14 protein-coding genes are annotated in these 21,975 nt (G+C 56.4%); 7 read left to right on the forward strand and 7 right to left on the reverse strand.

Translation table 11 applies throughout. The annotated features are described in order from the left end of the window. The coding region (locus ESZ00_RS09500) for an outer membrane beta-barrel protein (RefSeq protein WP_476749591.1) at positions 1 to 788 on the forward strand (788 nt) is incomplete at its 5' end. 273 nt (positions 789 to 1,061) lie between these two features. Here ESZ00_RS09500 and ESZ00_RS20475 read toward each other — a convergent pair. The 5 genes from ESZ00_RS20475 to hutI are packed head-to-tail and all read right to left on the reverse strand — an operon-like array spanning position 1,062 to position 5,260. Continuing rightward, on the reverse strand, positions 1,062 to 1,199 hold the full coding sequence (locus ESZ00_RS20475; protein ID WP_129208890.1) for a transposase: 138 nt from the start codon (positions 1,197 to 1,199) through the stop codon (positions 1,062 to 1,064). A gap of 12 nt (positions 1,200 to 1,211) precedes the next feature. Next, on the reverse strand, positions 1,212 to 1,466 hold the full coding sequence (locus tag ESZ00_RS09510) for a transposase (RefSeq protein WP_164981432.1): 255 nt from the start codon (positions 1,464 to 1,466) through the stop codon (positions 1,212 to 1,214). A 36-nt stretch (positions 1,467 to 1,502) separates the two neighbouring features. Further along, positions 1,503 to 3,185, reverse strand: coding sequence for a urocanate hydratase (gene hutU / locus ESZ00_RS09515; protein ID WP_129208042.1), 1,683 nt, complete (start codon positions 3,183 to 3,185; stop codon positions 1,503 to 1,505). Then, positions 3,172 to 4,059, reverse strand: coding sequence for an N-formylglutamate deformylase (hutG, locus tag ESZ00_RS09520; RefSeq protein WP_204520188.1), 888 nt, complete (start codon positions 4,057 to 4,059; stop codon positions 3,172 to 3,174). Before hutG ends, hutU begins: the two co-directional genes overlap by 14 nt. Beyond that, positions 4,052 to 5,260, reverse strand: a complete 1,209-nt coding sequence (gene hutI, locus ESZ00_RS09525; RefSeq protein ID WP_129208043.1) for an imidazolonepropionase — start codon at positions 5,258 to 5,260, stop codon at positions 4,052 to 4,054. The genes hutG and hutI overlap by 8 nt, the downstream gene beginning before the upstream one ends. Before the next feature lie 62 nt (positions 5,261 to 5,322). Between hutI and ESZ00_RS09530 the strand changes: the two genes are divergently transcribed. Continuing rightward, positions 5,323 to 6,678 (forward strand): formimidoylglutamate deiminase, encoded by a 1,356-nt coding sequence (locus ESZ00_RS09530; protein WP_129208044.1) that lies wholly within the window; start codon positions 5,323 to 5,325, stop codon positions 6,676 to 6,678. Continuing rightward, positions 6,678 to 7,394 (forward strand): UTRA domain-containing protein, encoded by a 717-nt coding sequence (locus tag ESZ00_RS09535; protein ID WP_129208045.1) that lies wholly within the window; start codon positions 6,678 to 6,680, stop codon positions 7,392 to 7,394. The genes ESZ00_RS09530 and ESZ00_RS09535 overlap by 1 nt, the downstream gene beginning before the upstream one ends. Before the next feature lie 67 nt (positions 7,395 to 7,461). Here ESZ00_RS09535 and ESZ00_RS09540 read toward each other — a convergent pair whose 3' ends face one another. Both ESZ00_RS09540 and ESZ00_RS09545 read right to left on the reverse strand, forming a co-directional pair. Next, positions 7,462 to 10,101, reverse strand: coding sequence for an ABC transporter permease (locus ESZ00_RS09540; protein ID WP_129208046.1), 2,640 nt, complete (start codon positions 10,099 to 10,101; stop codon positions 7,462 to 7,464). Continuing rightward, on the reverse strand, positions 10,098 to 10,457 hold the full coding sequence (locus tag ESZ00_RS09545) for a PadR family transcriptional regulator (protein WP_129208047.1): 360 nt from the start codon (positions 10,455 to 10,457) through the stop codon (positions 10,098 to 10,100). Before ESZ00_RS09545 ends, ESZ00_RS09540 begins: the two co-directional genes overlap by 4 nt. A 661-nt stretch (positions 10,458 to 11,118) precedes the next feature. Here ESZ00_RS09545 and ESZ00_RS09550 point away from each other — a divergent pair. The 4 genes from ESZ00_RS09550 (at position 11,119) to ESZ00_RS09565 (ending at position 21,907) form a co-directional block, all read left to right on the forward strand. Continuing rightward, complete coding sequence (locus ESZ00_RS09550; protein ID WP_129208048.1) at positions 11,119 to 14,685, forward strand: carboxypeptidase-like regulatory domain-containing protein; 3,567 nt, start codon at positions 11,119 to 11,121, stop codon at positions 14,683 to 14,685. A gap of 323 nt (positions 14,686 to 15,008) precedes the next feature. Further along, a complete protein-coding gene (locus tag ESZ00_RS09555; RefSeq protein ID WP_229741161.1) occupies positions 15,009 to 15,809 on the forward strand; it encodes a 4Fe-4S dicluster domain-containing protein in 801 nt (266 codons plus the stop codon). Further along, complete coding sequence (locus tag ESZ00_RS09560) at positions 15,806 to 17,095, forward strand: MFS transporter (RefSeq protein ID WP_129208050.1); 1,290 nt, start codon at positions 15,806 to 15,808, stop codon at positions 17,093 to 17,095. The genes ESZ00_RS09555 and ESZ00_RS09560 overlap by 4 nt, the downstream gene beginning before the upstream one ends. 873 nt (positions 17,096 to 17,968) lie before the next feature. Then, positions 17,969 to 21,907, forward strand: a complete 3,939-nt coding sequence (locus ESZ00_RS09565) for a carboxypeptidase-like regulatory domain-containing protein (protein WP_129208051.1) — start codon at positions 17,969 to 17,971, stop codon at positions 21,905 to 21,907. The last annotated feature ends 68 nt before the right edge of the window (positions 21,908 to 21,975 follow it).

Below are 21,975 nucleotides of genomic sequence, written 5' to 3' on the forward strand. Positions count from 1 at the left end.
GGAGTAGGTTCACAACCTGCTCAGGGGTATGCCGCTTCCTCGCCATAGCCAGCTCCTTGTACCCAGTTCCTATGATTACAACTGGTACAGATCAAGCCGGGCAGACCAAGCTGAATGCGGCCTATACCTGGAGCAAATACTTGACGAATGTCCAGCCCGGCAATCCAGGAACAAACGGAGCAGGCATAGGCTATGACGAGGCTGCGAGTCCTCAGAACCCGCATAATCTGCGCGGTGACTATGGCGCGCCCGACTTTGACCGCCGGCATGTCTTTACCTCGGTGTGGGCCTATCAGTTGCCGTTCTTCCTGCACAGCGACAGCATATTCAGAAGGGAAGTGCTGAGTGGATGGGGTACATCTGGTCTGGCAGTGGCAGAAAGCGGCTTTGCGTTGAACCCGGCAGTAAGTGTTTCCGACGTTGGTCTGGCTACACATCCAAATCTGGTGGGACCTGCCAACTCGACAGGGAGCGGCAAGCCAGGAACGGGAACTACGTTTATCAACCCCAACGCATTTCAATCTCCGGCATTCGGCTATTTCGGTAACGCCTCTCCAGGTGTGGTCCGCGGACCGAAGGACGTGACTTTCAACGTAGCTGCCGATAAGAACTTCCCGATCACCGAGAAAGTGATTGCGAAGCTCAGAGTGGAGGCGTTCAACGTATTCAACCACCCCAACACGATCGTCAACTCCACCTGGAGTGGAGCCAGCGGAGGGACATTCGGCCAGGTCATCGGGTCAGGAGATCAGAGAATGATGGAGTTCTCAGGACGCTTGAGTTTCTGATTATCTGGGTATCGATCAACAAGGGCCAATGCGGTACTGGTAGCGAAGAGAACTAAGAGCCCATTCGGTGTCCCGACGGGATTCGAACCCCTGTTACCGATGTGAAAGACTCCCTGGAAGTCAGAACTGAATGAAAATGCCAGCCGGGAAACTATTGGAACACGTCCTTAGTGCAGCAAGGGATAGCCCAATTAGTACTCAGTGGGCGCCCGAAGTGGTTCAGAGATGTCGGATATGGCGATGCCGACAAGTGATCGGGTTCGAACCAACGGCCTAGGGCGTGTCGACATATTGAGAGAGCCATCTCCGGGCACAAGCGATGGCGACGGTGGCGTGAAAATTTTGCTTGAGTTTATCAAAGCGAGTGCTGAGTCTTCTGAATTGCTTGAGGTGGGCGAAGGTTCGTTCGATGCGGTTTCGCGTTCAGTATAAGGTGCGATTGAAGTCGCGTTGAGTCAGTCGCCGTTTACTGGGTGGGATGATGGCTTCGATGTTTTGTTCGGCGAGATGGTCGAGGATGTAGTTCATATCATAACCCTTGTCGGCCAGAACCGCCTTGGGTCGAAGGTCCCCGAGCAAGGTCAGGGCCTGGGTATAGTCGTTTCGTTCGCCGCCGGTCAACAGGAAGCCTAGAGGGCGTCCAAGCCCATCGGCGAGTAGATGGATTTTGTGCTTCAACGAAGCTGAGCCTGAAACTATGCAGATCGGCAATGATTACCCCTTTGGCTTATATGGAGCGATGGAAGGCAGATCGAGCCCCCGCTCGGCGGCGCACCGAATTGCCTCTTCATATCCGGCGTCGGCATGACGCATGACACCGGTAGCCGGGTCATTCCACAAGACGCGTTCGATGCGGCGGGCTGCAGCTTCTGTTCCATCGCACACGATGACCACACCGGCGTGTTGTGAATAGCCCATACCCACTCCACCTCCATGATGGATGGATACCCAGGTTGCACCCGATGCGGTGTTCAGAAGTGCGTTGAGAAGAGGCCAGTCGGAAACGGCGTCGGAGCCATCCTGCATCGCCTCTGTCTCGCGATTGGGGCTGGCGACCGAACCCGAATCAAGATGGTCTCTTCCAATGACGACTGGAGCTTTGAGCTCTCCATTGGCGACCATCTCATTAAAGGCCAGACCCAGGCGGTGCCGGTCTCCCAGGCCCACCCAGCAAATGCGCGCTGGCAGACCCTGAAAACGGATTTTTGTTCTGGCGAGATCAAGCCAACGGTGAAGGTTTGTATGGTCAGGAAGGAGTTCTTTTACCTTTTGGTCGGTTCGATAGATATCTTCCGGGTCGTCGGACAAGGCCACCCAGCGAAATGGACCAATGCCCCGGCAAAAGAGCGGTCGAATATATGCAGGCACAAAACCGGGGAAGGAGAACGCATCCTCCACGCCCTCATCCTTTGCAACCTGACGAATGTTGTTGCCGTAGTCCACGGTCGGGATGCCCAACCGATGAAACTCGACCATGGCGCGAACGTGAATTGCGATGGACGAACGCGCCGCGGCGGCAACTTCTGCGGGGCTGCTTTGGCGCTTCTGCTCCCATGCCTCGATCGTCCAGCCCAGTGGCAGATATCCATTGGCTGGATCGTGAGCGGATGTTTGATCCGTCACAATATCCGGGCGGATTCCGCGCCGGAGGAGTTCGGGAAGAATCTCGGCTGCGTTTCCGCAAAGCCCCACCGAAGTCGGCTTTCTCTCGCGGCTTGATTCTTCGATGATGCGCAGGGCTTCATCGAGGTCTTTCGTTGCTCTGTCCAGATATCCGGTCCGGAGCCTCATCTCGATGCGTGACCACTGGCATTCGATTGCCAGGCAAGATGCTCCGGCCATGACGGCAGCAAGGGGTTGAGCGCCACCCATGCCGCCTAACCCGGCAGTCAGAATCCAACGCCCCAGAAGGTTACCTTGATAGTGCTGGCGGCCCATTTCAACGAACGTCTCGTAGGTTCCCTGTACGATTCCTTGCGACCCGATATAGATCCATGAGCCGGCCGTCATCTGGCCGTACATCATCAATCCCTTGCGGTCGAGTTCCTGGAAGTGTTCCCAGGTCGCCCAGTGGGGAACAAGGTTGGAGTTTGCGATTAGAACACGCGGAGCATCGGCATGAGTTCTGAAGACGCCCACCGGCTTTCCTGATTGAATGAGAAGCGTTTCGTCATCGGCCAGTCTCTTCAATGTCTCGACGATTTTGTCGAAGCTCTCCCAATCCCGGGCTGCGCGGCCAATGCCTCCGTATACCACCAGCTCCTCAGGACGTTCGGCAACATCAGGATGGAGGTTGTTCTGAAGCATGCGCAGTGGAGCTTCGCAGAGCCAGCTGCGGGCGGAAAGCGTATTGCCTGTCTGCGGAACGATTCTTCTCATTTGCTTAGTGGGTGGCATGGTGATCCCTCGCTGCAGGCTTTTGATTACTTAACTCCGCAAATTGCAAACAGTCGCTCAATAAAACTCGTAGTATTTCGCGCAGCCGTTGTGCGCTCGCGGGCAAGTAGGGCGTCGGCCATTCGTCTTCTCGTATTACATCGGGATCGCGCATGTACGAACGGCATGCGATCTCCATTTGTACGGCATGGACGCCATCTGACGGCGAACCGTAATGCCGTGTAATCCATCCGCCTTTGAAGCGGCCATTCTCCACATGCGAAAAGCCGGAGTTGGCAGCTGTTTGTGTGAGCCGTTGTTGAAGCCCTGCATCGCAGGTCTGACCGTCGTTGGTTCCAAGATTCAAGTGCGGCAATTCTCCGGAGAAAAGCCGCGGGATACGGCTTCGAATCGAGTGCGCATCGTAGAGCACGACATTCGCATGTTGCGCCTGAAGGCGATCGATCTCCATTCGCAATGTCCGGTGATAGGGTTCGAAGTACTCTTTCGTTCTCTGTGTAATCTTGTCAGGCGTGGGTTCTTCTCCCACAAGATAGAGAGCTTCTCCATCGAATGTAGTGCTGGGGCAAAGCTCGGTCGTTGCCTGTCCTGGATAGAGAGAAGCTCCCGATGGATCGCGGTTGACGTCAATGATCGATCGACAGATTTCTGTACGAACCACAGTAGCGCCTAACTCCTGGTGAACAAAGTCATAGAGCTTTTCCAGCCACCAGTCCACGTCTTTGCGTGCCAGCCACTGTGAAACGAACGATGATCGATAGCAAGCGGGGAGCTGCGTCCCGGCATGGGAAATGCTGACGATTAGCGGCGCATCTCCGCGATGAACGTGGAGCCAATCTGGATATTCCATCAGCAATCCGGCGACTTCATTCATGGCCGGCCCTCACGCGGGTATGCAGTGGATTCAGTCCAAGGTTGTAGACAAGCTCTGCCGGGTTGGAGACATTCCAAATAGCGAGGTCGCAGACCTTACCCTCCTCCAGCGACCCATGGGAGTCTTGCAATCCGAGTGCTCGCGCTGCATGGCACGTTACTCCGGCAATGCACTCTTCGGCAGACATGCGAAAGAGAACAGCAGCCAGGTTCAGGACGGTCAGGAGGGAAGAAAGTGGAGAGGTGCCAGGATTACAGTCCGTTGCAAGGGCGATTGGAATGCCTGCCTTCCGCAAGGCTTCGACCGGGGGCACCTGTGTTTCACGCAAGAAATAAAAAGCTCCAGGAAGAAGCGTGGCCACGGTGTGGTTCGCAGCCATGGCCTGGATTCCGCTTTCGTCGAGGTACTCCAAATGGTCAGCCGAGAGTGCGCCGAACCGCGCAGCCAAGGCTGCACCATGGCCCGTCGTGAGTTGTTCTGCATGTACTTTGACGGGGAGTCCAACCTCACGAGCTCGTCGAAAGATCATCTCGCTCTGAGCGAGACTAAACGCAATCGACTCGCAGAAGACATCGACCGCATCGACAAGTCCAGCTGTGACAGCAGCAGGAATGATCTCGTCACAGATCAGCGAGACATATCGATCAGGGTCTGCTTTGTACTCGTAGGGGACGACGTGTGCAGCCAGCAGTGTCGTAGAAATTTTTACGTTTCGCTCCTGTTCAAGCTGACGGCCAAGACGAAGCAATCGCAGTTCCTGCTCGAGTGAAAGTCCATACCCGGATTTCACCTCGATCGTCGTGACGCCTTCGGCAATCAAGGAGTCCAGTCGTACCAGGGCAGACTTCAGCAGTGCAGCATCGCTCGCTTCGCGTGTTGCACAGACCGTCGACCAGATGCCGCCACCGGCTTCGGCGATTTCCCGATACGATTTTCCTGCACGTCTCAGTTCGAACTCGTGAGCCCTGGAGCCGCCGAATATGAGATGAGTGTGGGGATCGATGAGTCCGGGAGTGATGAGCCGACCATCACAGGAAACGATCTTTTCTGCTTCAAATTTTGGGGCTCTATTCGCTGGCCCGGCGTAAAGAATCTTTCTGGCTCTGCATGCGATGACACCGTCCTCGATCAACCCGAATCGTCCGTCGCGCATGGTCAGGAGGCGGGCATCGCGCCAGACGGTTTCACACGAGGAAGCCATGGGTATCGAAGGCATGATAATGTCTATACATTATTTAAGACGCTGTAGTCTAGGAATTCTTCATGATAGAGCCGCATTCTCTTTACTTCGAGCAAGCGCTGCTTCCGGAAGGATGGGCAGCACGGGTTTCACTTCGCATGCACGAAGGGCGAATCGTCGAGGTCATGCGAGACGTCGATCCAAGTAGTGGTGACGAGCGGCATGCTATTGGAATTCCAGGCATGCCCAATGTCCACTCGCATGCTTTCCAGCGTGGGATGGCCGGGCTCACGGAGACGAGGGGACCGGCGCACGATAACTTCTGGACGTGGCGCGAGGTGATGTATCGATTCGTGGGACGGCTAGGTCCAGGGGAATTCCAAGCGGTCGCGGCCCTCGCGTACATGGAGATGCTGGAAAGTGGTTTTACCCATGTCGGGGAATTCCATTACTTCCACCGCCCAACCCATTTCAGTCAAACGGTGCCAATAGATATGATCGCGGCCATTTGTGCGGCCGCCTCCAAGACGGGCATTGGACTGACGCTTCTCCCTTCGTTCTATGCCCACTCAAATTGTGGAGGGAAAGCACCTCTAACGGGCCAGCGTCCTTTTCTGCTTACTCTGGAGGAATACAGCCGTTTACTGGATGACACGCGAAAGTTGGCGCATCGCTTAGCCGGTGCAGTCGTTGGCGTCGCTCCTCATTCTCTTCGTGCCGTATCTCCTGAAGAGCTCGCAGTCATCGTTCCACTTGCGCAAGATGGCCCCATTCATATTCATGCCGCCGAGCAGACGCAGGAGGTAGAGGACTGTCTCCGGTGGTCGGGGCAACGGCCTGTCGAATGGCTTCTTGAGCATGCACCGGTCGACGAGCGCTGGTGCATCATTCATGCCATCCACATGACGTCTCAAGAAATCACTGGGCTTGCCCGATCGGGAGCGGTTGCCGGACTTTGTCCGGTTACAGAGGCAAACCTGGGAGATGGCATATTCCCTACGCCATCTTTTTTGCATGATGGACGCATGGGTATAGGCACGGACTCAAATGTCTTGATCGGGGTTGCGGACGAGCTCAGAACGCTGGAGTACACGCAACGGCTGATAACCCGATCGAGGAATGTTCTCTGCCGCGGCGAAGGTTCTTCTAACGGCGGAACACTCTATCGATCAGCCTTGAGTGGTGGATCACAAGCGCTTGGTATTGGATCTGGCCTGGCAGAGGGTTCTTTCGCCGATATCGTGTCGCTCGATGCAAAACATCCTTCTTTAGCAGGTAAAAAGAACGATCAGATCCTCGACTCATTTCTCTTCTCGTCTTCGAATCGACCGGTAAGCTGTGTCTGGCGGGCGGGCTGCAAGGTGGTGAGTGATGGTGCGCATATCGAACGCGAGAACATCCTGGCTCGGTATCGCGATGCCATCGCTAAAATTGTCTGATGCCTATCGCCAGTATCTCCGAGACAATTCGGTCGGAGCTTGAGTCCCGTATCTTATCCGGAGCGCTGTCCCCGGGAGCGCGCATTCCCGTCGAGCGCGAACTGATGGAAGAGTATGGTTGCTCGCGGATGACAGTGAACAAGGCAATCTCTTCTTTGGTTGCTGCAGGGCTGATTGAGAGACGCAAGAAAGCGGGTTCTTTCGTTAGCCGTCCCATCATGCATCCGACGATGCTTGCCATCCCGGACGTGCAGACAGACGCTGTTGCAAAAGGGCAATATTATTCTTTTCGCCTGCTGCGGAGGGAGGTTCGAACTGCCCGGAAGCGCAATGGTATTGAAGCTGCATTGGGTCAGAACGGGCAGTTGCTCGCTTTGTCGGGGATTCATATCGTAGATCATCAACCTCTAGTAACAGAGGAACGGATCATCAGCCTCGCATCCGTTCCAGAGATTGAAGACGTGGATTTTACGAAGGTTTCACCGGGAACCTGGCTTCTCCAACATATTCCCTGGACTCAGTCGGAAACCAGATTGAGCTCCACCGCTGCCTCAATGACTGAAGCGCCGTTGCTGGATATTCCATTTGGGGCTGCATGCTTTGTGGTGGAGCGGAAAACCTGGCGCGAGACGCTGCCGATCACGTATGTCCGGCAGGTTTATAACGGTTCGGCGTTTAGCCTGACCGGACATTTCGGCGTTGGCTCCTCCCGATAGCCAGCATGCGGGATGGCATCTTCTTGCAGAGAGCGCAGCATACTGCATAACAGAACCTTCACTCATGTCACTCACATCGCAAGGTGATCGAAGGATCCACATCCATGGCCCGGCGTGCCGGGATGAGGGTTGCTAGGACGGCGATACCAAGCAGAAAGCACGGCACGGAAACAAATGCGACGGGGTCATGGGCCCCAATGCCAAACATCATGCTGGCAAGCACGCTTGAGATCATGCTGCACAGAATCACACCTGCTGCTCCACCGATAAGCACCGGTTTCATGGCCTGCCAAAGCACATGCCGCATGATTGCTTTTTTGTCCGCGCCGAGAGCCAGGCGAATACCGATCTCCCGTATGGAACGGCTGACACTGAAGGACACCATACCGTATACGCCGATGGAGCACAGGAGAAGAGCCAACGCGCCCAGGCTGCTGGCAAGACCGGCGACAATGCGTGAAGGTGTGCGCCAGACTTCAAGATAATCACTCAACCTCGTGACATCGACAGCAGCATTTCTATCGATGGCATGCGCGGCCGTGGTCATGCTCCTTGCTGTGTCGCTGAAATCCGCGGCATAACGAACCAGCACAGAGCCGTGTCCATCGTATTCGGGACTGAACGGGTAATAGAGATAGTTTGAAGTGGACTCTCCCAGGTGTGACACCTGTGCGTCCCGCACAACGCCAATTACGGTATGCACGTGGCCGTTCCCCTCCCGCAGAACTTTGCCAAGTGGGTCCTGCTGCGGCCAGAGCTGTCGTGCCGTCGATTCCGTAACAATGACGCCGGGGGAGCTTTGTGTTTCTGACGATGTGAAATTACGCCCGCGTATGATGGGCATTCTTAAGAGAGAAAAGTAGCTTGGCGTTACTTCGTTGTATTCGATCGGAATTTGATCCGAGTGGCCGGGCAGAGTGAAGTGGTCGACACTAAAGTCGTGTGCCAGAGGCGCAGACTCGGCCTGCGCAACCTCGGTGACGCCAGGAATGCTGCGAAGTCTCTCTGTGAATTGCATCATGAACTGTGTTGCCTGCGGCTGATCGTATCCCTGAGACTTTAGATCCAAGACAGATGTCGCCACACCGTTCATCTCAAAACCGGGATCGACGGTCTGTGCATAGTAGAGTCCGCGCAAGAGCAAGCCCGCAGCCAATAGCAACACCATGCAGACGGCCACCTGCGAGCTGACCAGCGTTTTCAAAAGGAGCCGGCTGCTTCTTTTTCCTGAAACCGCATAAGCGCCGTCACTCTTCATGCTGCCATTCAGATCGGTGCGCGTGCTATGCAGGGCTGGAACCAGACCGAATGCAATGCCCGTGCAAACTGTGAGCAAAAGGGCATACATGAGCACATGCAAATCGGGCGCAACATTGATGGAAACCACAGGAAAGTCACTCGGCAGATGACTCGTTACAAAACGCGTGAGCCCCGGAAACAGGCAGCAGGCGATGATCGAGCCGAGGACGCCGCCGGCGAGTGAAAGCAGCAGGCTCTCTGTGAGCAGTTGACGGATGAGACGGCCTCGGCCTGCTCCCAGAGACAGGCGCAATGCCATTTCTCTCTGCCTCATCGAAGCGCGCGCCAGAAGAAGGTTGCTGACATTGGTGCAAGCGATGAGTAGCACAAGAGCGAATGCTGCAAGGATGACAGACGAAACCGGGATAAGGACTTGACGCTCTTCCGGACTGGAAAAGAACCGTGCCGTGTGGATGACGAGCGAGATCGTTCTGCCCGGATACTGGCGATTGATGCGCTGGGCGATGACATTCAGTTCGGCGCGCACTTCGTCGAGAGTAGAGCTGGGGCGCATACGTCCAAGCAGCGCCAACCAACTCATGTTGTCATTTGCAAGACGGTTCTCCCCCGGTTCAAGCGCAGTCTGCATGGTGACAGGAACCCAGAAATCACTTGGTATCAGATCCGTACCGATAAACCCCGAGCGCGCAATGCCGATGACGGTAAAGGGTGTTCGATTGAGAATGATCGGCTTGCCGATAAGTGCCGGGTCTGCTGCGAACTGATTGCGCCACATTGACTCACTGAGCACCACGACGCCGTTGCTTTCCCGTGCTGTGCAGTCGGCTTCGACAAAGCCCCGCCCCAGTGTAGGGTGTTCCTGCAGCACGTCGAAATAATTGCACGAAGCAAGGGAACCCATGATCCGGTGCGCACTCCCGCCTGCCAGTGTCGCTTCCACATAAGGCTCGTAAGCCGCGATGCCGGATAAGGTGTGATTGTGATCGCGGTAGTCACGATATTCAGACCAGGAAAAGTAACCTCCGTTGTTGTGTACGAAGCGAGTCCCGTGATCGTGAAACTGGATAACCTGGCTGATGCTCAGCACTTCTTGAGCACGTGGAATGGGGAGCAGCCTGAGAGCCAGTCCGTTGATCACGGAGAAAATCCCAACGTTCATTCCGACACCAAGAGCGATAGCCAGCACGGCAGCAATCGTGAGACTGGGACTATGACTCAGGGTGCGCACACCAAAGCGGATGTCCTGCAGGAACTGTTCCAGCCATGTCAGGCTCCAGACCTCGTGCGTCTGCTCCTTAACGCGTGTGACATTGCCGAATTTGCGCAAAGCCGCATAACGGGCACTTTCTGGAGGCATGCCGCGATCGATGTTGTCCTGTGTCTCGCGTTCGAGATGTTCGAGAATCTCTTCATCGAGCAGTTTCAACATCTGTTTGCGACGCATCATCGGCCCTCCTCATCCGCCGGCCGGAGGATCTGAGCAATCGCCGCGGCCAGTTTTTCCCACTTGCTGGTTTCAATTCTCAGCTGCTTCTTGCCAAGTGCCGTGAGCGCATAAAACTTGGCGCGGCGGTTGTTCTCCGATGTGCCCTCTTCGACAGAGATCCATCTCCGCTTGATGAGCCGGTGCAGAGCCGGATAGAGCGATCCCTGCTCAACCTGAAGCACTTCGTCCGAGCGATACTCGATCGCCTTCGCAATGGCGTGGCCGTGCAATGGTCCGAGTTGCAAGGTCCTGAGAATCAGGAGGTCCAGGGTTCCTTGCAGCAGCTCAATCTTCTCTTGTTCTTCTTTAGTAGACATTCTAGGTGACAATAGGCCTGCACAGGTAGAATGTCAAGGGGAGAAATCGAACGCCATCAAAGCACCCTCGAAGCTTCACCATGAAATTCTCTTGAGGCCATCGAGTAAGTTGTGGCCTTGCGGTTTCTTCTTGAAGGGGTAGAACTGAGGCTGTTGAGAAGCGCGTATTTGCGTGATCAAGATCCGGGAGCTTCAGAACGAGCTTGCGGCAGGGTAGCTTATGTTCTTTTTACGCAGGAGAGCAGCCTCCATGCGCAAGATAGACCTGACGCATTAGCAATGCCCTCAAAAAGTGCGTAAGCGATACGGTATCTCTCCAGTTTATTTAGATCACGAGGTACCTCTCGGTGGACATTAGGCTCATCCTTATGGCGGATGACATCTGCGCCTGCCTGTCTCGATTATTGCCGCAGCTTTCAACGATGATTTCCAGCGCAGATCAAAGGCCCTCCCCTACGTTTGTTCAGGCGCGTTTATCCGCCACGATCGCTAGAGATGCTCTGTCTCTGATGCGCTCCTGAACGGCATCCGGAATAAATCGTAGAAAGAATGGTCCCCCCTCACAAAACATCAGCGCCAGAGGTCTGCATTCACAATCAGGCGCGAGAGCACGGAAACGCTTTTCGGAGGTCTCGTGAAACTTCGTATCTCTGCAATATGGATGAGTATTTTCCTTCTCATGCTTGGTTTTTCAGGAGCAAACCGTAGCAGCTATGGACAAGCTACAAATGCATCCATTCATGGCACAGTGATTGATCCCAAAGGGGCTGTATTGCCGAATGCTCTGGTAACAGCGATCAATATCAGCACCGGCATTGCCATGAGCCAAAAGACGGATAGCAAAGGCTATTTTCTCTTTCCACAGCTCCATATCGGCGGCCCATATTCGATCGCTGTAGATGCAATAGGATTTCAACGCTTCATCGTTACCGGCATCATGCTTGATCTGAGCTCTGCACGGGAGGTCGATGCTCAACTACAGATCGGAGCCTCGTCGCAAACGATTCAGGTGAACGCTCAGAACGTGCAGGTTGAGTCTTCAGATATTCAGCTGAAGAACGTGATCGGCGCCCGTGAGCTCGAGGAGCTACCAACGTTAGGCCGTGACGCCGTTCAGCTGCAGAAGACAGCGCCAGGTGTGATGGAGGCTTCGGATCGCGAAGCCACCTTCTCTACAAATGGAAGCCAGACGCAGGAGAACTCTTATCTGCTCGATGGCACCGACATTAACGACTTCCTGCTGAACCAGCCGGGCATTACAGTGAATCCCGATGCGCTGGCTGAAATCAACGTCATCTCCAGCACACTCGATCCAGAGTTCAGTCGCAACTCGGGCGCCATCGTAGACGAAGCATTGAAGAGTGGTACAGATCAATTTCATGGCAGCGGCTTTGAGTTCTATCGGGATACGTTCCTGAACAATGGCAACTACTTCTCAGCTACGCGGCCACCATTCCACCAAAATGTCTTCGGGGGGACACTTGGTGGCCCGATTCTGAAGCATCACGCGTTCTTTTTTGTGGCTTACCAGGGGTTGCGAAACCGCACAGCGCAGACGCAGCTGACACCGGTCTTCTCAAGTGCCCAGCGACTGGGAGACTTCTCAAACGATGTGCCGCAACTTTCAAGCAAGCCTATTCCGTTTCCTGCGGGGTTGAATGGCACTACGGGCTATTGTCCGGCGGGCACTCCGTGGAATACCTGCTTCCCTGATGGGCACATTCCAGCGGCAGACTTCGACTCGATTGCAAATACGCTGATGAATCGATATGTGCCTACTGCGAACTACACAGCCGCCGGCACAAGTTACTACAACTTCAATGCGCCAAATACAGCCGCAGATGACCAGGGGATCATTCGCATCGACGATCAGTTGACTTCAAAAGACTCTCTGTGGGCATCGACGATCTTCGATTCGAATCCCGCGATGGACACGCTCCCGCTGCCGTCAACCGAAGCCACAGGAACTGGCGCTACATTGCCAGGCTTTGCAGCGAATAACTCTTCACACACGAAGATCTTCAATGCTTCATGGACGCACATTTTTAATAGCACCACTCTGAATGAGCTTCGCGCTGGATATTTCCGTTTCAATTACAAGGCTCTGGAGCCTGCAACCTCAACGCTGGCCGCACCGTCCTCGTTCGGCTTCAATATTGTGCCTCAGAATGAAGCGGCCGCTACACTGCCCTTCATGAATGTGAATGGCTACTTCGCACTGGGCTTCAGCACGAACGGGCCTCAACCAAGGAAGGACGAGAATTACACATACTTCGATAACTTTAGCAAAGTTACCGGACGTCACGACCTCAAGTTCGGAGTGAATACGGAGCGGTTCATCATCAGCAATCCGTATTACACGAATAACAGCGGCGCATACACGTTCAACAGTTCGGCTACCTACAGCACGGGCGATCCCGCAGCCGATTTTCTGCTCGGAATCCCTGCAACTTACAATCAGGGGTCAGGTTTTTTCGTGGATATCCGAGCTTCCCAGTACTATGCCTATGCTCAGGATCACTGGAAGGCCACAAGCACCTTGAGCCTGGCTTATGGACTCGGCTACGAGGTGGAAACGCCATACGAGAATCTGCAGTACGACGGCGTGGGCGTCACCTGCTGGTTCCCGACTGACGTGCAGTCGAAGGTTTTTCCTGGAGCGCCTCCGGGAACACTGTATCCCGGCGACCAGGGCTGCAATCGTAACGGTGGACCCACGACTCACTGGAACCACTTTTCACCCCGTGTCGGATTTGCATGGTCACCGATGAATGGTCCTCAATCCATCTTCGGAGCGCATGGACAAGGAACTTTTGTGGTGCGCGGCGGCTTCGGCGTCTATTGGAATCGCGTACAGGCCGAAGGAGCGCAGGAGAACTCGAATGATCCGCCATTTTCTCTCAGCAGTGTCGGCGCGTCTGGATTAGGTGGCAACCCTGGCTTCGCAAATCCCTTCGCAGATATCGCTGGTACTCCAGGCGCTTCCTATACGGCGAATCCATTTCCATATTCTGTACCGAAGCCCGGTTCGGATGTGAGCTTCGCGTCTCTCTATCCGCTGGGCATGGACAATCTCACCGCGGACTTCGACGTTCCATACACTTACAACTTCAACCTGAATGTGCAGCGCGCATTGCCAAGCAACATGGTACTGACAGTGGGTTATGTCGGATCGCTTGGAAGAAGCCTGGCGCGGGCGCGTGAAGGCGATCCGCTCACGCAGCAGGGACACGACGACTGCCTCAACGGCACGGGCGCGGGCGCGCCAATTGACCTGGGCGGACGCACTTTCACCTGCCTGCAGCTGATCGGCTCACAATCTATTTACTTCCCGGGCGAAAAGCTGCAGCCAGGTGTGGTGCCGGGCTCTCAGATCCCGGGTGTGCTCCCCAATGGCGAGCCCTACTATTTCTCGATCGGCGGCATGCACACCAGTGGCTTTTCCAGCTATCACTCGCTCCAGGTATCGCTGGTGAAGGCTCCGACACACGGACTTTATTTCTCGCTCGCTTATACCTACAGTCACGCGCTCGATAATGCTTCGAGCCTCGAAGACTCCGTAGCGAATGGATACGGATCTAACTATGTTCCGGGCTTCGAATATCTGAGCTATGGTGACTCCGCCTATGACGCACGCCAGCGACTGGTGGGCGTCTACAACTATGAAATTCCGACCTGGCGTAGTTTGCAGAGCGTAGCACCAGTCCGCTCGATCCTTTCTGGCTGGCACTTCTCAGGCATCACGGCTGTACAAAACGGGTTCCCCGTCACCGTTTACGATGGAGGTGTCTATAACTCGCTCTATTGTGATCAGTTCAGCTTTGTGAACTGCCCCGATGTGCCCGACACGTCCACCTTTCGCATCAAGACGTTGAATCCGAGAAATGCTGGGCATTTCTGGTTCAACACCGCAACCTTTTCTCAGGAACCGATCGGGACCTTCGGAAATGTGAAGCGGAACTTCTTCCATGGTCCTGGATTCAACTACTCGAATTTTGAGGTCTATAAAAATATTCCACTCGGCGAGCATGACAGCACGCGGTATATCCAGCTTCGTCTGGAGGCTTATAACGCATTCAATCATGCGAACTTTGCGAACCCAAGCGGCAACTACGGAGCCGGCTCCACGGTCTTCGGCGTTGTGACCTCGGTCGATCAGCCTATCAATGCCGGCGGCGATCCGCAGCCCGGACGCGCCATTCAACTTGCCGGAAAGTTTTACTTCTAACCCTGCCGTCCGGTCGCCCCTGATATCCATCTTTTGATGGATATCAGAGGGATTTCTGCGGTCCTATACTCCGACGCAATCCCTTCATGGCAGATGAGAAACACGTGAGTACACCAGTGAACCCAAGGCGTCCAAAGCGCGGGACTTACAGGCCAAAGCCGGAGACGCTGGCTCAACTCGGAGTGTCCGGCAATCCTATCAATGGCCTTGGAGAGGCTACTCTACGCAGGCCTTCTCCCTTCTTTTGGCATCCGCCAGACAAGCATCCATGGGGTGGTTTGCAAATCATCGCACGTGAAAACTCGCGCAAGTGTCCGGGTTCCATGGATGCGTTTCAGGCTGCCTATAACTATCCTGAACTGGTTGAAGTTGCGGCGACAAAGACCCAGGCCACGCCGGAGCAGCTTTCTGCTCAATTGAAGCAGTTCGCTCTTGCCCACGAGGCCGATGACGTGGGCATCGCTCCAATGGACCCGCTCTATGTTTTTGAGGGCTACAGCGTTGAGGAGCCCTGGGTCATCGTGCTCGGTCTTGCGCACAATTACGAACGCCTCAGGGAAGTTCCTTCCGACGAGACGAATGGCGTCGGAGTCTGTGATGTCGGCGATCAGTATGCGAAGGGCACGCGCTCCTCTTACGCGCTCTCAAACTGGATTCGCTCGCAAGGCTACAACGCCAGCCCGTATCCCGGACCCTCCGCAGGGGCGCTGGCACTCATTCCTCCCGCCATCGCCGCCGGTCTTGGTGAGCTCGGCAAGCATGGCTCGCTGATCAGCCGGTATTTCGGCGCAGGTGTGCGTCTTGCGGGAATCGCCACCGATATGCCTCTTGTGGCCGATTTTCCGGATCACTTCGGCGCCGATGAGTTCTGTGCTACCTGCCAGGTTTGTACCAATGCCTGCCCTCCCGGTGCCATTGTTCCGCAAAAGCAAATGGTGCGCGGCGTTGAGCGATGGTATGTGGACTTCGACAAATGCATTCCGTACTTTGCTGAGGCCGCATCCTGCGGTATTTGCATTGCAGAGTGCCCCTGGACGCGTCCGACAGCGCGACCAAAGCTGCTTGCCACGATGGAGCGGCGGCTGCGCCAACTCGAACCAGAAAAGATTGAGCAGAGCAGATGAGCGAAGAATTATCCCGGTCCGTGAGCGAGAACTCCATCCGATACGCCGGCTGGGGAGTGACCGCCGCCGCCTTTGCTGGCGTGATGGTGAGCTTCGCTCCCATCATCCCTTATACCTTCAGTCTCTTTCTCAATCCATTGCATGCAGCCTTTGGCTGGAAGCGCCAGGCGATGGGCACAGCCTTCGCACTTGCCGCAATGACCGTCGCGTGCGTTTCGCCGCTGATCGGCCTGCTTCTTGACCGGTTCCCTCCGCGGCGCATTCTGTTACCGGCAATCGTCATCTTTTCGGCAGCGCTGGCTTCGTTGAGTCGCTTGGGTCCAGGCATCGCGCGCTTTTACTTCACTTTTTTCATCCTGGGCCTTGTAGCCAATGGCACGGCACAGTTTGCTTATACCCGGACGGTGCTGACATGGTTCGATCGCCGGCGCGGTCTGGCTCTTGCATTGATACTCACGGGTAGTGGAGTCGGGGCGTTCATCATTCCTCCGCTGACGCAATGGGTTATTCAGAATCACGGATGGCGCGATGCCTATCTTACGCTGGGTGGTATCGCACTGCTCGGCATTCCATTGACGGCACTGTTGGTGCGCAATCGGCCACACCCTATACAGCATCGGAATGAAAATGCAGATTCGGGCGCAACCATAGGAGCAGCCTTTCGCAGCTGGCCCTTCTGGATTTTGGCCATCATCATCATGCTGTCGGCGTTCAGTGAGAACGGACTTGTCACGAACCTCGCAGCCATTCTCACCGAGCATGGCATCACCGCTTCTGTTGCGGCCCTGGCACTTTCCGTGCGAGGCGGCTGCGGCATCATTGGCAGGCTCTTTGCGGGAATACTTCTCGATCGTTTCCCGGCGCAGCGGATCCAGACCTTCATTCTTTTGCTTTCTGCTTTTGGGACTCTGATTCTTGCTTACGCGAAGACTCCGTCCATCTCGCTTATCGGAGCTGCTCTACTGGGTGCGGGCCTTGGCAGCGAAGCCGATGTCGCGCCGTATCTGCTCTCACGCTATTTTGGACGTAAACACTTCTCCGTGCTCTACGGCTTTACTTGGACCGCGTATGCCATTGGCGGAGCCACCGGTCCGATGACGATCGGACATCTCTACGATCGGGCAGGCGCATATCTCCCTATCTTCATCGTGGGACTGGCGGGGGTAGCGATGCTCGCGGTTTTATTCAGCCTGTTTCTTGCTCCAACGAAAGACGCACCATTCGAGCACATCGAAGACGCTGCTTCGGCCAATTGGCGGCTTGCCGCTACAGGTCAGGAAAACTAGGCCCTCGTCCATGAGCAAATCTATTGGAAGATGGAGGCGCGTGTGCGCTCTGTCACCGCATGCTGACCTATCGCATGGGGAAATATGCTCTGCGTCAGGAAGATCTGCTCGTTGCTGATTGTTTCTCCAGATCGCAGATTCCGGCCTAAGCCGCATCCATGCGTGGGAGCGCTACCGTTATATGCATAACGCAGGTGGGGCGCGGCCCCAGTCGAAAAAACAACGGCTTGCATACGCCATAAGCTGATACATCCTGGCGTGCCAGCATGCAGGATGCGTGCTTCTGGGCAGAATCGGAATGCTCCCGGGCAGAATGAGGCCATGCATTCATATTCTGTTGACATGCAATCACGATCGCGCTAACGTTCATTCCATTCCCGCAGTACTATTCTGCCGCAGAGCTTCATCTCCAAGCTCGGTGGGATTCGACCATTTTGTATCCGTAATCTCGAGTGCCTCGCTGTCCTGGTTTTTCAGCCAGCGAGTTGTCGAAAGGCCATTGCGTCAGCAGTACGCACGCTCTGGTTGTTTGAGGTTGTCGAGGTCTATCTGAAAGCTGCTTCACGGCAGCGAAATGGTTTTTGGGCGCCTGGCCTGCAGTAGCTCGGGTGTCGACAGGATACGTGTATCTGGCAACAGTGGGGGCTGCCCCCGGAAGCAGCGGTGTCTTTGCACGTGCGGCGAGTGTGAGCTCGTTCGCGGGAAAGGCAGGTCTGTCTGAATCAACGTTAAGGCTGAAGTGCAAAGCAGGATTCTGGATGTCGAAGCGACTGCCCGTCGCCAGCGGCACCGGTTGAGCTGTCACACGCCTGTGTATTCCCTATCGCGTGGCGGGACGGCCAGATAGATAAGCACAAGCTGGAGGGAAGTTCGATGACGCGTTTTGTTGTGAAACAGGCGGGGCGTAGTGGGCTCCTTCTGTTCTGCGTGTTTTTGACTGCGATGTTGTCGTTTGCTCAGGCAACGAATACGGGTACGATCGTCGGCACCGTGACAGATCCGAGTGGAGCGGTGGTTCCGGGAGTCACGATCACCATCACTGATATATCGACCGGCGCCAGCCGCTCGACGGACACGAATGGCTCCGGCCAATATGTGCTGGTGAATGTCGCGCCGAGTATCTACAACGTTTCAGCAACGAAGAGTGGCTTCGCAAAGGCGGAGATCCTGCGTCAGACCGTGAGCGTCGGCACGCAGGTTACGGCGAGCTTCAAGCTGGTCCTGGGTGCGGCACAGCAAACAGTGCAGGTGCAGGAGCAAGCCGTTGAAATGCAGACGCTGAACTCGACTGTCGGCAGCACGGTGACGCCCGAAGCGATCCAGGCACTGCCCTCGCTGGGCCGCGACGCAACGACCTTCGCGACACTGCAGCCGGGCGTGGGCCCTGACGGCAGTGTCGCCGGCACGGTCGTGGACCAGAGCACCTTCCAGCTGGACGGCGGCAACAACACCAACGACATGGACGGCAGCCAGAATGTGTATACGCCGACCTTCGCCGGCAACCCAACCGGACTTACTGCGATCTCCAGTTCGGCCGGCGTCATGCCGACACCGGCAGACTCGGTCGAGGAGTTCAAGGTCAACACCGCGAACCAGACGGCGGACTTCAACAGCTCGGCCGGTGCGCAGGTGGAAATCGTCACCAAACGCGGACGCAACGACTGGCACGGAACGGTCTACGAGTTCTATCTCGATAACAATTTTGGCGGTAACACCTGGGATAACAACCTCTCCGGTACGCCGATCCCCGGGTATCACTACAACCGCTTCGGCGCTGCCGGCGGCGGCCCGGTCATTGCCAAACCGATTCTTGGCGGCGAGACGTACTTCTTTGCGAACTACGAAGGCTACCGCTTCCCGGATTCCGCCACCTATGAGCGCGCAGTGCCTTCCGATGCGATGAAGGAGGGCATCCTCCAGTTCAACGGAACCAGCTATAACCTCAACACACTCGATCCGCGAGGCGTAGGCCTCAATCCCATTGTTTCCGCGATGTGGAACAAGTACGAGCCGGAGGGGAACGATGCTTCGTGCGGTGCGATCCTGGGCAGCCGTTGCGATGGCGTGAACGAGATTGGCTACAAAGCGAATGTGAGTCTGCCGGAAAGCAGCAACTTTCTGGCGACGCGGCTGGACCATGACTTCGGCTCGCGCTGGCACTGGATGTCCAGCTACCGCTATTACGAAGACACACGCGCGACAAACAGTCAGGTGGACATCGGCGGCCTGCTGGGTGGCTCGCTGGGGACGCCGACAGCTCTCTCCAACCGACCACAGCGCCCGTGGTACTTCGTAACCCAGCTGACGACGGATATCTCGCCCGGCTTCACGAACGACTTCCACTATAGTTTCCTACGCAATTACTGGGCATGGAAGGACTCCAATGCTCCAGCGCAGATTACTGGCCTTGGCGGCGCTCTGGAGCCGCTGGGGGAGAGCGCGACAGGCGTACTGGCGCCTTACAACGTGGACACGCAGGATATCCGTACCCGCTTCTGGGATGGAAAGGACAACTTCTTCCGCGACGACCTTACCCTGCTCAAGGGAAACCACCTGATGAGCTTCGGCGCGCAATACCAGCACAACTTTGACTATCATCAGCGCTCGGATAACGGTGGTGGCATCAACTATACGACTACCTATCAGCTGGGCGATTCGAGTGGCGCGGGTCTGGTCAGCCTTTCGGGTCTCACTTCGGCGGGATATCCGACAGGCACGACGGCTGGCCGCGACGCAGCAGCGGTACTGGGCATCGTCACCGATTCGCAGGTGGCCTATACGCGCACCGGCGCCAACCTCACCCTGAATGCTCCGCTGACTCCGGCTTCGGATAAGTCAACGATTCCTTACTACAACGTCTACTTCTCCGACTCCTGGCACATGAAGCCGAACTTCACGCTGACCTACGGCCTGAGCTACGCGATCGAGATGCCGCCCACGGAGGCTACCGGCAAGCAGGTGGCGCTGGTGGATGCGGCCGATGAGCAGATCCAGACCGAAGACTACCTAGCACAGCGCAAGGCGCAGGCTCTCGAGGGTGAGGCATACAACCCTGAGGTTGGCTACGCATTGGTGGGCAATGTGGGCAAGGGTTTGAAGTATCCCTACAACCCGTTCTACGGCGCCTTCAGTCCGCGTGTGGCGGCGGCGTGGAATCCTCACGTAGATACGGACAGCTGGCTGGGCAAGCTGCTGGGCGGCGATGCGACGGTGATCCGCGGAGGGTACGGCCGGGTCTATGGCCGCCTGAACGGCGTGGATCTGGTGCTGACGCCGCTGCTCGGCACGGGCCTGATTCAGCCGGTGCAGTGCCGCCTTGCGCTGGCCTCCGGCGCTTGCGGTCCGACAACGCCGACCGACTCGACGGCTTTCCGTATCGGTGTGGACGGCGACACGGCGCCTTTGCAGGCGGCGACGACAACACTGCCTCAGCCGCTCTATCCGGGCTACAACAATACGTCGGCAGCCGCAGGCGAGGTGCTCGATCCGCACTTCCGTCCGAACGACGTCGACTCCTTCGATCTGACCATCCAGCGCCGCCTGACATCGACGACGATGGTCGAGGTCGGTTATATCGGCCGTCTCATCCATCACGAGTATCAGCCGATCAACCTGAACGCGGTGCCGTACATGATGTCGGCCGGTGGCCAGTCCTTCGAGGCTGCATACGCGGCGATTGAAACCGCCATGGGCTGCGCGACTTCGGCTGCGAAGTGCGGAGCCAACGGTACACCGACCGTGGCCAACCAGCCTTTCTTTGAAACGGCACTGGCAAGCAGCGGATACTGCACCGGCTACACGAGCTGCACGGCCGCGGTTCTGGCGAACGAGTTCTCAAACCTTCAGACCCAGTCGGTCTGGAGCCTGTGGTCGGACCTGGACAGTGCTGGCTTCAGCTTCGGCCGGACGATGATGAACACGCCGATTGCCGATTCGACAAACGGCTCGAGCGGACAGATCACCGGTGGCGTGGCGGAAAACGCCAGCCTCGGCCATGCCAACTACAATGCGGGCTTTATTTCGATCACGACCAACAACTGGCACGGGGTCACGGCCCGCGAAAACCTGACCTACAGCAAGGCGCTGGGCACCGGCGCATTCGTACAGGCCACCAGCGAATATACCGCCAACGATCCTTTCAACCTGAACGCGATGTATGGTGTGCAGGGCTACAACCGCAAGTACATTTATAACCAGTTCGTGGTGTGGGACCTGCCCTGGTACAAGGACCAGCATGGGCTGATTGGCCGCGCGGCCGGCGGCTGGACCCTCGCTCCGATCTTCACCGCCGGTAGCGGCGCTCCACTCTACTGCAACACGCAGACGGATGCGCAGGGCTGGGGCTCCGGTGACGGCGTGAACTTCTACGATAACGAGCAGTGCGTCTTCACCAGCAAGTACACCGGCGGCAACTCTTCGCACTACGGCATCACCGGAGGCACCGATCCATATGGCAATTCGGTGGGCACGGCTGTGGCCGGCACTGGTAGCGCGGCGGTGAACATGTTCAAGAACCCGGTGGCGGTGTGGCAGCAGGTGCGTGCGCCCATCCTCGGCATCGACACCAAAAACCCGGGCCTGGGTCCGATCGTGGGCCTGCCCTACTGGAACATGGATATGAGCATCTCGAAGACGGTAAGGATCGCCGAAAAGGCGACCTTCCAGTTCACCACGGTGATGACGAATATCCTCAACCACAACGTGTTTGGCGATACGACGCTGGCTCTCTACGAGCCTTCTGCCTGGGGCGTGCTGAATGCCCAGGGCAATGTGCCGAGAAAGATCCAACTCGGTGCGCGTTTCAGCTATTAACCCTCACCGCTGGCAGGGGAAGGGCCGGAGCGAAAGCTTCGGCCCTTTGCTCCGTCTCCGTTAGAATG

Source organism: Silvibacterium dinghuense, from assembly GCF_004123295.1.
GTDB lineage: Bacteria > Acidobacteriota > Terriglobia > Terriglobales > Acidobacteriaceae > Silvibacterium > Silvibacterium dinghuense.

What these genes read in the sequence shown, in the direction of transcription:
- hutU (WP_129208042.1), bottom strand. Translation starts at nt 3,185, where the DNA reads ATGCCACCCACTAAGCAAATGAGAAGAATCGTTCCGCAGACAGGCAAT.
- hutG (WP_204520188.1), bottom strand. Translation starts at nt 4,059, where the DNA reads ATGAATGAAGTCGCCGGATTGCTGATGGAATATCCAGATTGGCTCCAC.
- hutI (WP_129208043.1), bottom strand. Translation starts at nt 5,260, where the DNA reads ATGGCTTCCTCGTGTGAAACCGTCTGGCGCGATGCCCGCCTCCTGACC.
- ESZ00_RS09530 (WP_129208044.1), top strand. Translation starts at nt 5,323, where the DNA reads ATGATAGAGCCGCATTCTCTTTACTTCGAGCAAGCGCTGCTTCCGGAA.
- ESZ00_RS09535 (WP_129208045.1), top strand. Translation starts at nt 6,678, where the DNA reads ATGCCTATCGCCAGTATCTCCGAGACAATTCGGTCGGAGCTTGAGTCC.
- ESZ00_RS09540 (WP_129208046.1), bottom strand. Translation starts at nt 10,101, where the DNA reads ATGATGCGTCGCAAACAGATGTTGAAACTGCTCGATGAAGAGATTCTC.
- ESZ00_RS09545 (WP_129208047.1), bottom strand. Translation starts at nt 10,457, where the DNA reads ATGTCTACTAAAGAAGAACAAGAGAAGATTGAGCTGCTGCAAGGAACC.
- ESZ00_RS09550 (WP_129208048.1), top strand. Translation starts at nt 11,119, where the DNA reads ATGAGTATTTTCCTTCTCATGCTTGGTTTTTCAGGAGCAAACCGTAGC.
- ESZ00_RS09555 (WP_229741161.1), top strand. Translation starts at nt 15,009, where the DNA reads ATGGATGCGTTTCAGGCTGCCTATAACTATCCTGAACTGGTTGAAGTT.
- ESZ00_RS09560 (WP_129208050.1), top strand. Translation starts at nt 15,806, where the DNA reads ATGAGCGAAGAATTATCCCGGTCCGTGAGCGAGAACTCCATCCGATAC.
- ESZ00_RS09565 (WP_129208051.1), top strand. Translation starts at nt 17,969, where the DNA reads ATGACGCGTTTTGTTGTGAAACAGGCGGGGCGTAGTGGGCTCCTTCTG.